The sequence below is a fragment of the Pseudomonas sp. SZ40 genome, assembly GCF_052958135.1.
Genome location: NZ_JBQWIF010000071.1, coordinates 1 through 10,269, shown reverse-complemented (window position 1 = coordinate 10,269; position 10,269 = coordinate 1). Strand labels below are relative to the sequence as shown.

At 63.3% G+C, this 10,269-nt stretch carries 8 protein-coding genes; 1 reads left to right on the top strand and 7 read right to left on the bottom strand.

What is annotated here, in order from left to right; genetic code table 11:
• Positions 1–326: 326 nt before the first annotated feature.
• The 7 genes from tauD to ACT9T4_RS26335 form a co-directional block, all read right to left on the bottom strand.
• Positions 327–1,166 (bottom strand): taurine dioxygenase, encoded by an 840-nt coding sequence (gene tauD, locus ACT9T4_RS26365; RefSeq protein WP_042553539.1) that lies wholly within the window; start codon positions 1,164–1,166, stop codon positions 327–329.
• A 31-nt stretch (positions 1,167–1,197) separates the two neighbouring features.
• Positions 1,198–2,013: a taurine ABC transporter permease TauC gene (tauC, locus tag ACT9T4_RS26360; protein WP_179539597.1), complete on the bottom strand. Its 816-nt coding sequence runs from the start codon at positions 2,011–2,013 to the stop codon at positions 1,198–1,200.
• Positions 2,003–2,791, bottom strand: coding sequence for a taurine ABC transporter ATP-binding protein (locus tag ACT9T4_RS26355; RefSeq protein WP_499119805.1), 789 nt, complete (start codon positions 2,789–2,791; stop codon positions 2,003–2,005). Before ACT9T4_RS26355 ends, tauC begins: the two co-directional genes overlap by 11 nt.
• Positions 2,792–2,862: 71 nt before the next feature.
• On the bottom strand, positions 2,863–3,846 hold the full coding sequence (gene tauA / locus ACT9T4_RS26350) for a taurine ABC transporter substrate-binding protein (RefSeq protein ID WP_042553542.1): 984 nt from the start codon (positions 3,844–3,846) through the stop codon (positions 2,863–2,865).
• A gap of 300 nt (positions 3,847–4,146) precedes the next feature.
• Positions 4,147–6,606 (bottom strand): TonB-dependent siderophore receptor, encoded by a 2,460-nt coding sequence (locus tag ACT9T4_RS26345; protein ID WP_499119802.1) that lies wholly within the window; start codon positions 6,604–6,606, stop codon positions 4,147–4,149.
• A 115-nt stretch (positions 6,607–6,721) separates the two neighbouring features.
• The gene (locus ACT9T4_RS26340) at positions 6,722–7,660 is read right to left on the bottom strand and encodes a FecR family protein (RefSeq protein ID WP_499119800.1); all 939 of its coding nucleotides are present in this window, start codon (positions 7,658–7,660) and stop codon (positions 6,722–6,724) included.
• Positions 7,657–8,196, bottom strand: coding sequence for an RNA polymerase sigma factor (locus ACT9T4_RS26335; RefSeq protein ID WP_179539593.1), 540 nt, complete (start codon positions 8,194–8,196; stop codon positions 7,657–7,659). Before ACT9T4_RS26335 ends, ACT9T4_RS26340 begins: the two co-directional genes overlap by 4 nt.
• A 134-nt stretch (positions 8,197–8,330) precedes the next feature.
• Here ACT9T4_RS26335 and ACT9T4_RS26330 point away from each other — a divergent pair, with 134 nt between their 5' ends.
• Positions 8,331–9,707, top strand: coding sequence for a uracil-xanthine permease family protein (locus ACT9T4_RS26330; RefSeq protein ID WP_042553546.1), 1,377 nt, complete (start codon positions 8,331–8,333; stop codon positions 9,705–9,707).
• The last annotated feature ends 562 nt before the right edge of the window (positions 9,708–10,269 follow it).

The following is a 10,269-nucleotide window of genomic DNA, read 5'->3' as shown; positions in this document are numbered from 1 at the left end:
ACCTGTGGGAGTGCGCCATGCGCACGAATCGCGGGCATGGCCCGCTCCCACGGTTCGAGGTGCCGCTCAGGTTTCGGACACAGTATGACTTACAAGCCTGGGCCGCCCCTGCACCGATACCTGTGGGAGTGCGCCGTGCGCACGAATCGCGGGCATGGCCCGCTCCCACGACTCGAGCTGCCGCTCAGTTTCGGCCACAGTACGATTTATAAACCTGGGCCGCCCCTGCACCCTTATCTGTGGGAGTGCGCCATGCGCACGAATCGCGGGCATGGCCCGCTCCTACGGTTCGAGCTGCCGCTTGGAGCTTATGGCTTGCAGCGGCTTCAAGGCCCGAAAGGCCGATCGCCGAGAATCGTCGCACGGTGCATGATGCGCCGCTGCGGGCGGTAGTCGTCGCAGGCGTAGTGCTGGGTCAGGCGGTTGTCCCAGAACGCCAGGTCGCCCTGGCGCCATTGCCAGCGCACGCTGAATTCCGGTTTGGCGATCTGTGCGAAGAGCATCTTCAGCAGTGCATCGCTTTCGCCCGGCTCCAGCTCGACGATCCGGGTGGTGAACGACTCGCTGACGAAGATCCCCTTGCGGCCCGTCTCCGGGTGTACGCGTATCACCGGGTGAGTGACCGGTGGGTTCGCTGCCCGAGCGGCATTCCATTTTTCCAGTGCCTCGGGCGTAGTGCCGAAGCGCTCCAGAGGAAACGACAGGGTCAGGTCATGCACAGCCGTCAGGCCGTCGAGCAGGTTGCGGATCGGTGCAGAAAGCCCTTCATAGGCGGCAGAGCAACTGGCCCACAGCGTGTCGCCACCATGCGGCGGAACGTGCCGCGCACTGAGCAGCGAGCCCAGCGGCGGCGACGGGATGAACGATACGTCCGAGTGCCACAGGGCGTTGTCGCGCAGGTCATTGAGCTCGGTATCCAGAACGAGGACTTCCGGCTGTTCTTCGATCTTCGGATAGATCGGGTGGATATGCAGATCACCGAACATGGCTGCCGCATCGCGCTGTTGGCGAGGCGTCAGCAATTGATCACGCAGAAACAGCACCTGATGTTCAAGTAGCCCCTGGCGCAAGCTGGTGTAGCTTTCGGCATCCAGCGGGCGGCTCAGGTCGACACCGGTAACGCGCGCGCCCAGGGCTTGGCCGATACGTTCGAATACGAGGGTCATGGGTCTTTCTCTATTCAGTCCCGTTAAGCAGTCAGTTCCAGGAAGCGAAGCGCTTTTGCAGCGCGCGCAAACCGAGTTCGATGGTCAAGGCGATGCTGGCGATCAACAGGATGCCGACCACCACCACGTCGGTGGCAAGGAACTGCGCGGCAGACTGCACCATGAAGCCGAGCCCCTGGTTGGCGGCGATCAGCTCCGCAGCGACCAGCGTCGACCAACCGACACCCAGGGCGATACGCAGGCCGGTGAGGATGTCCGGCAGCGCGCTGGGCAGAATCACGTGACGCACCACCTGCAAGCGGCTGGCACCCAGGCAGCGCACCGCCTGGATACGTGCCTTGTCGACCCTGCGCACGCCGCCCACGGTGGCGATCAGCAGCGGCGCGAACAGCGCCATGTAGATGAGCAGCACCTTGGATAGCTCGCCGATGCCGAACCAGATCACCATCAACGGCAGATAGGCCAGCGGCGGGATCGGCCGATAGAACTCCACCAGCGGGTCGAGCGCGGCGTTGAGCGTGGGGTTCAAGCCCATGGCGATTCCCAGCGGGATGGCCGTGACGACCGCAGCCAACAGCGCCACCAGCACGCGCCACAGGCTGGTACTCAGGTGCTGCCATAGCGTGGCATCCAGATAACCGTCCTGCAGCAGCCCGTTGAGGGCCACCAGCAGTTGTTCGGGGGCAGGCAGGAAGATGGTGTCGACCCAGCCGAGGTGCGTTGCCAGCCACCACAGGCTCGCCAACGCCGCCAAGGTACCGAAGGCTGCCGCCCGGCGACGGTCGAAGCGGATCACGAAACGGCGGCTGCGGTCGCTTACGGTGTTTTTCAGTGCATCAGAAGGCATGGTCGGCGGACTCCTGAAGGAAGAGATCGAGCAGCTCCTGACGCAGCTCGGCGAAGGCCGGATCGCTCTTGATCGAGCGCACCGGCTCACCGGCGATGTAACGGCGAGCGAACGGCAGTTGCCGGTGAATCACCGCACGGGCAGGCGGGCCGTCCAGCACGATCAGGTCGGTGGCGAGAAACAGTGCCTCGTCGACACTGTGGGTGATCAGGAACAGGCCCTTGCCGGTGCGCTTCCAGACGTCGAGCAGCAGCAACTGCATGCGCTCGCGGGTCAGGGCATCGAGGGCACCGAAGGGTTCGTCGAGCAGCAGAAAGTCCGGATCGACCGCCAGCGCCCTCGCCAGCCCAAGGCGCTGACGCTGACCGCCCGACAGTTCGGAAATCTGATGATGAGCATGACTGGCCAGGCCAACCAATTCGAGCACCTCACGCGCCCGGGCATGGCGTTGCTGCTTGCTCAGGCCGCGCAGGCGCAGCCCCAGGGCAACGTTGTCGAGGGCATCGAGCCATGGCATCAGCGCGTCATCCTGAAACACCACGCCGCGATCGCCGCCCGGGCCTTCGAGGGTGCGGCCATCGATATGCACACGGCCGCTGCCAGGTGGCTGAAAGCCGGCCAGCACGTTGAGCAGGCTGGACTTGCCGCAGCCCGACGGGCCGAGCACGACCACGGACTCGCCCTTTTCGATCTGCAGATCGAAATTATCCAAGATGACCTGCGAATGACCGCGACGCTTGAAACTCAAGCTGACCCGCTCGGCGCTCAGTCGGCTCATGGTCGACTCCTCAAAGTAAAAAAGCCCCTCCGGAGAGGGGCGAAACGTGGCATGAACGTAGCTCTGGGGGTTCACTGCGCCTGGCGGACGTACTCGGCACTGACGTAGGGCGAGTAGTCGGGCAGTACGGCGGGAATACGCTTCTGTTCCTTGAGGAACTCGGCGGTGCGGGCAATCGCCTTGGCAGTACCGCCACCCAGCAGGTCGGCACTGACTTGCTGCTGCGCATTCGGATAGGCGGAGCCGGCGAGCAATTCCGGGATGTCAGCAGCGTTGGCACCGATCAGCTTGGCGATCTTGCCGGCCTGTTCGGAGTCAGCCGTCCATGTGGCGACGTTGGCCTGGTAGTCGGCGAAGGCATCGAGGGTCACGCCAGCGAACTTGGCCAGCACTTCAGGGTGCTTCTCGGCGAAATCCTTGCGGGCCACCCAGACCTCGAACGTCGGCGCGCCCCATTTGCCGACCTCGGCCGCATCGGTCAGCACCTTGCCGCTGCGTTTGATTTCACCCAGTGCCGGCGACCAGACGAAGGCACCGTCGATGTCACCGCGCTTCCACGCCGCATTGATCTCGGCCGGGTTGAGGTTGACGATCTTCACCTGGGTGGGGTCGATCTTCCAGTGCTTCAGGGCGCCGAGCAGGCTGTAGTGGGAGGTGGACACGAACGGCGTGGCGATGGTCTTGCCGACCAGTTGCTCGGGGCTGTCGATGCCGCTGCCGTTGCGTACGACCAGCGCCTCGGCAGCATTGATTTCGGCAGCGACCAGGAAGGTCACCAGCGGCAATTTGCGCGACGTGGCGGCGGCCAGTGGGCTGGAACCGAGGTTGCCGATCTGTACGTCACCGGAAGCCAGTGCCGTCACCACGTCGGCACCGGAGTTGAAACGACGCCAGTCGAGCTTCTCGCCGATGGCTTTTTCGTATGCACCGTCAGCCTGGGCGACCTTGGACGGATCCACACCGGTCTGGTAACCGATCACGATGTCGGCGGCATGGGCCTGAACAGCGGTTGCCGCAGCGACAGCGAGCAGCAGGGCTTTGATGGTCTGTTTCACGTTCGACTCCTCGCAAGTGGCACCGCTGCGGTTGATCCCAGCTGCCGAAGCGCCACCACGGCGCTGATGGAGTGAAATTTATGGTTATAAGAAATAGAAAACCAATAACATTTAACACTTAGCTTAGAGCTGTCGGTAACAGCCGCGAGCCAGAGCGGCGGCGGTACTGAAGTGGGTCGATGTGAATGCGCGTTTTCCCGCAACGCCAGCGCTTCAGGTGCCTTGCTGCCTGACAACGGCCCCCCTCAGAAACGCAAAAGGGCAACCTTTCGGCTGCCCTTTTGCCTGGTCCGGCGGGTATCAGAAGCTGTATTTCACCGTTGCCATCAGATTGCGCGGCGCGCCCCAATAGACCGTGTCATAGTTACCCAGGCCGCTGTAGTAGTGCTTGTCGAACAGGTTGTTGATGTTCAGAGTGCCCTTCAACTGAGTGCTGAAATCATACCCAGCCACCAGGCCGACCAGGGTGTAGGCCTTTTGCTCGAACTTGGGGTCGCCCACCACCGAGTACCAATCGCCCGGCACGAAGTAGGTGGAGCTCTGCCATTGCAGGTTGCCGCCGACCGTCAGGCGCTGCCAGTCGCCCGGCAAGCGATAGTTACCCGCCAGTTTGAGCATGTGCTGCGGTTGATCGGTGCTTTCGCGCTTGCCGTCCGCATCGTGAGATTCCTGGTAGACGTAACCGGCCTGCACCTGCAGCCGCTCGACAGGTTCGCCAGACATTTCCAGCTCGACGCCACGGGTCTTAACACCCTGGATCGGTACGTTGTAGCTATCGCCATTACCATCCGAGCGCTCGTCAGCGACGTTGTCCTGATGCAGCTCGAACAGGGCCAGGCTGGCATTCAGACGGCTGTCAAAGTACTCACCCTTGATACCCACTTCATAGCTCTCGCCGGTTAGCGGATCGATCGGCTTGCCATCGATCCCGCGGCTGTACGCCTGCGGCTTGAAGATGTCGGTGTAGCTGGCGTAAACCGAATGGTGGTCATCCAGTACAAAGGTCGCCCCAACATAGGGAGTCACTTCGCCGGAGACGGTGCTCTGGAATTTTCCACGGCTGCCCAAGGCGTTGAGCGTTTCAATCTGCCATTGGTAGTCGGTCACGCGCGCACCCAGAACCAGCGACAGGCGATCGGTCGGTTTCAGCACCGTCGCCATGTAGGCGATCTTCTGCCGCGCATCGATGTTGAAGCGGTTCCACCAATCGAATCGGGCAGGCTTGGTGGCGTTGTTATCCCAATTGAAGACGTCATCGATAAGCTCGTCCGTCAGGCCGTCATAACGCCTGGTCACGGTATCGGTACGGTTGTAGCCGTAGCCCAACACCAGATCGTGGCTGCGGCCGAACAACTGATAAGGGCCTTTGGCCTGGGCATCGAAACTCTTCTCGCTGCTGTCGACATTGAACTTGGAGGACTCTCCCCAGAGAAACCCATGCACAGCGCTGTTATCGGTGTTGATTGCCTGGCTATTGATGCCGGAGATCAACTCACGGGACTTGTACTGCCGCGTACTGACCACTGCCTTGATCGACCAGTCATTGGCCAGCGTCTGCTCCACCTCGGCAAATGCCCGCTGGGTATCCTGATTGCGATAAGCCCACTTGTCCGCTGCGTTGCTCGAACGGGAGAAGCGCGCTTCGCGACCGTCCGCAAAGAAGGCAGGCAGAGATCCGGTGGTGCTGCCATCGTTGTAGTTCTTTTGCAGGTCATAGCCCACCGCAACGGTGGTGTCATCGCTCAGGTCGGCTTCGAGAATGCCGTAGAAGACGTTCTGCTCGCCCTTGAGGTGGTCGATGTAGCTCTGGTGCTCTTCGGTTCCGGCAACCATGCGGCCGCGCACTGCTCCGCCCTCGGTCAGCGGCCCGGAAATATCCACCTCACTGCGGTATTTGTCCCAGGAGCCCGCGCCGATTGCCGCATGGCCCTTGAACTCGGAGGTGGGCCGCTTGCGCACCATATTGATCACCGCGGACGGATAGCCGGCACCGTTGACGAGGCCCGTAGCGCCTTTGAGCACCTCCACACGGTCGTAGATCAGCGAGTTGCCGATGCTGTAGTTGTCACGCAGAGTGCCGCCGTCGCTGGACAGGCTGGAGATGCCATCGACCTGAAAGTTCTGCACCTCGAAACCGCGAGCATAGAAGGTATAACCCTCGGAGTTTTCCTGATTGACCTTGATGCCCGGCGTTTGCTGCAGCACGTCGGAGATGTTTTGCAGGCCTTGGTCGTCCATCTGCTGGCGGGTGATTACGCTCACCGATTGCGGCGTTTCCCGCAGCGTGAGCGGCAGGCGGGTGGCAGCAGCGGTCTGTCCGGTGGTGTAGGAGCCCGAACCTTCAGTGGTAATGCCCAGGCTCTGTCCGCTCACAGTGGTGGCGCCCAGTTGCACGGCGTCGTTCTGATCACCTGCGGGGCGTTCCAGGGTCACGGTATCGCCATCGACGAACCGGGCCGCGAGGCCAGTACCGGCCAGCAAGCGAGACAACGCTTCGGTCTGTGCATAGCTGCCCGAAACACCGAGCGAACGCTGGTTACGGGTCAGTTCGGCGGGCACCAGCACTTGGGTGCGGGTTACCGCCGAAAAAGCGCTCAGCGCAGCATCCAGCGACTGCGCCGGGATGTCGAAACGCAGCACCTGCTGCTGGGTCGCGGTGGCCTCTGCGGCGAGCGCGGCAGGCGGCGCAACGGCCAATGCGATAGCGAGAGACAATAGAGTTGGCAGGCCGCAATGGCGAGCGGCAGTAACGTGGTGCATGAAAAACTCCCCGGTGATCGAAATCCAGATCGGCGGCACTACTTGCGAGTGCTTGTAATTCGCGCCTCAAGATCAAGGACGACAACCGCGGAGAAATCCCTGAAAAAACTTTCGATCAGTTTGGCGTGGCCGCCATGCCAGGCTGCAGCACAGTCACGTACGGGGTGTACTGCCGGGCTTGCAAACCAAGGGTGAGTTGCAGCGCGCGCAGCACCGCTTCGGGCTTGTCGATCTCGAACACCCCGGACACCGCGCGCCGTTCGAGCGCCTGATCGAAGACCAGAATGCGCCCTGGCCAGTAACGATTAAGCTCGCGGATCACCTCACCGAGCGGTTGTTGGCGAAACACCAGTTGCCGCTGCCGCCAGGCAAACGCCTGGGCGACGTCGAAGGTTTTCACCGCAGCGAGCTGGCGACGCGTCGCATCCACCGCCTGCCCCGGTGCCAACACGACCTTGGCGTCGCCCGCTACACTGGCCTCGACCCGCCCTTGCACCAATTGCACCCGGGTATGACCATCCTGCCGGGCCACGCCGAATTGGGTGCCGAGCACGCGCACCTGCACGCCGTCGCTTTCCACCACGAACGGCCGGCTGGCATCGTGCCTGACGTCAAACCAGGCCTCGCCGCGCAGCAGGCGAATACGCCGCTCACCGTGGGCGAATTCGACGTTTAACGCTGCATCGGTATTGAGCTCGATGCGCGAGCCGTCGGCCAGATCGATGGACTGGCTTTCCCCGACGACCGTGTAGTGATCGGCACGCAGGCGATCCGCCCATGGCGTCTGCCAGGCAAGACCCAAGGCCAGCAACAGCGCCGCGGCGGTGGCCCACGGCCAGGCGGTGCGGGGCGTTTTCGCAAGCGACCGATGCGCCTGGCGCGCGGCAGGCTGCAAGGCCGCAAGGAGCACCTGCGCCTCGTCCCACGCCTGGCCATGCCTGTCGCTTTGCGCCAGCCAGTCAGTGAATGCCTGACGCTCATGCGCACTGACGTCCTCGGCCTGCAAACGAAAATGCCAGGCACTGGCCTGGGCAAATAATTCGTCGTCGGTCATGGCGGGGAAGTTCCTGATGGCGGTTTCGGCTGCAAGCGCTTCTTGATGAAAGACCGGCAATCGATCAACGCTTGGCGCAGATGATATTCCACGCTGCGCACCGTGGTCGCCTCGCACGTGGCGATCTCGCGGTAAGCCATGCCCTCGACATGGTAAAGTAGGAAAATCCGCCGCCGCTGCTCAGGCAGCGCTGCGATGGCATCGCTCAGCAGCGTCTGCTCCTGTTCGGCCGCCAGGCAGTCGGCAATGCCTGGCGCCGGACAGACAGCCTCGTCGGCCGGCAACTCGCCCTCTACCAGCCCTCGGCGCAACGCCTGGCGCTGATGGTCGAGTACCAGGTTGCCGGCTACGGTGAAAAGAAACGCGCGCAGATTATCGATACGCGCATCGCCCGGCATGCGCGCCAGCCGCAGGAAGGTCTCCTGAGTCAGGTCGGCGGCCACCTGGCGGCTGCCGATTCGCCGCGCAACGAATGCCTCCAGAGCCTGCTTGTGCTCCAGAAACAGTCGGGTGAGTTGGGCATTCCAGGACGACAAGGCGGCATCTCGGTGTCTGAACGCCGCGCACGCTATCAGATAATAAGATTCATTCATATCTAGCCCGTCGTCTGCTACTTGGGATTAGCCTGGCGTGTCAGTAGAATCCGCCGTTTTTCCAGGCAGCGACCACCATGCAACCAGTCGACCCCAAGCGTGACGAACTGATCTATGGCCTCGAAGACCGCCCGCGTCCGCTGGTGGCGATCCTCGCCGCCCTGCAGCATCTGCTGGCGATCATCGTGCCGATCGTCACCCCCGGCCTGCTGATCTGCCAGGCTCTGGGCGTGTCGGCCCGCGACACCAACCTGATCGTTTCCATGAGCCTGGTGATCTCCGGTATCGCCACCTACGTGCAGTGCCGTCGCTTCGGCCCGCTGGGCGCCGGGCTACTGGTCGTGCAAGGCACCAGCTTCAACTTCGTCGGCCCACTGATTGCCGGCGGCGCGCTGATGGTCAAGCAGGGCACACCGGTCGAAGCCGTGATGGCGGCGATCTTCGGCGTGGTGATCGCAGGCTCGTTCGTCGAGATCGGCATCTCGCGCATCCTGCCGTTCGTGAAAAAACTGATTACCCCGCTGGTCACCGGCATCGTGGTGCTGATGATCGGCCTGACGCTGATCAAGGTCGGCCTGATCAGCATGGGTGGCGGCTACGGCGCCATGGCCAACGGCACCTTCGCCAATGGCGAGAACCTGCTGCTGTCCGGCGTGGTGCTGGCCGTGATCGTGGCGCTCAACCGCATTCCCGTGGTGTGGATGCGCAGCTGCGCGATCGTCATTGCCCTGCTGGTCGGCTATGCGCTGGCCGGTTACCTGGGCCGCCTGGACTTCACCGGCATGCACCAGGCCGAGCTGTTCCAGGTGCCAACGCCCCTGCACTTCGGCCTCGGCTTCTCCTGGAGCCTGTTCATCCCGATGCTGGTGATCTATCTGGTGACCTCCCTGGAGGCCATCGGTGACGTGACCGCCACCAGCAAGGTGTCCAAGCAGCCCGTCGAGGGCCCGCTGTGGATGCAGCGAATCAAGGGCGGCGTGCTGGTCAACGGCGTCAATTCGCTGCTGGCGGGCGTGTTCAATACCTTCCCCAGCTCGATCTTCGCCCAGAACAACGGAGTGATTCAGCTGACCGGCATCGCCAGCCGCCACATCGGCGTGTGGATCGCGCTGATGCTGGTGATTCTCGGCCTGTTCCCGGCAGTGGCCGGGGTCATCCAGGCGGTACCGGAGCCGGTACTCGGCGGTGCGGCCATGGTGATGTTCGGCGCCGTGGCGGCCTCGGGCATCAACATCCTGGCTGGCATCGATCTGGATCGCCGCGCGCTGCTGATCATCGCCGTGTCCCTGGCCCTCGGCCTTGGCGTGTCGCAGGTGCCGGAGTTCCTCGCCCACATGCCTGCAGCACTGCGCAACGTACTGGAGTCCGGCGTGGCCACCGGCGGCATCTGCGCCCTGCTGCTCAACTGGTTCCTGCCGGAAAGCCCGCCCAAGGGCGAGCAGAGCGATCGCTGATCCAGGCACCGGGCACATGCCCTCACCCTATCTGTAGGAGCCCGCTTGCGGGCGATACGAGCTCGGGCCACCCCACACTCCGTGCCATGGCCGTTAATCGCCGGCAAGCCGGCTCCTACGTGACCGCGTGATGATCCACAGCCTGCGGCTACCGCCAGACCACCCGTACTCACCATGCCCGTAGGAGCCCGCTTGCGGGCGATGCGATGCTCGGGCCATCCCACACTCCGTGCCATGGCCACTGATCGCCGGCAAGCCGGCTCCTACGTGACCGCGTGATGATCCACGGCCTGCCTGCGGCTACCGCTAGACCACCCGCACTCACCATGTCCGTAGGAGCCCGCTTGCGGGCGATGCGAGCTCGGGCCGCCCCACACTCCGTGCCATGGTCGTTAATCGCCGGCAAGCCGGCTCCTACATGACCGCGTGATGATCCACGGCCTGCCTGCGGCTACCGCCAGACCACCCGCACTCTCCACATCCGCAGGAGCCCGCTTGCGGGCGATGCGAGCTCGGGCCGCCCCACACTCCGTGCCATGGTCGTTAATCGCCGGCAAGCCGG

What these genes read in the sequence shown, in the direction of transcription:
- tauD (WP_042553539.1), bottom strand. Translation starts at nt 1,166, where the DNA reads ATGACCCTCGTATTCGAACGTATCGGCCAAGCCCTGGGCGCGCGCGTT.
- tauC (WP_179539597.1), bottom strand. Translation starts at nt 2,013, where the DNA reads ATGCCTTCTGATGCACTGAAAAACACCGTAAGCGACCGCAGCCGCCGT.
- ACT9T4_RS26355 (WP_499119805.1), bottom strand. Translation starts at nt 2,791, where the DNA reads ATGAGCCGACTGAGCGCCGAGCGGGTCAGCTTGAGTTTCAAGCGTCGC.
- ACT9T4_RS26345 (WP_499119802.1), bottom strand. Translation starts at nt 6,606, where the DNA reads ATGCACCACGTTACTGCCGCTCGCCATTGCGGCCTGCCAACTCTATTG.
- ACT9T4_RS26340 (WP_499119800.1), bottom strand. Translation starts at nt 7,660, where the DNA reads ATGACCGACGACGAATTATTTGCCCAGGCCAGTGCCTGGCATTTTCGT.
- ACT9T4_RS26330 (WP_042553546.1), top strand. Translation starts at nt 8,331, where the DNA reads ATGCAACCAGTCGACCCCAAGCGTGACGAACTGATCTATGGCCTCGAA.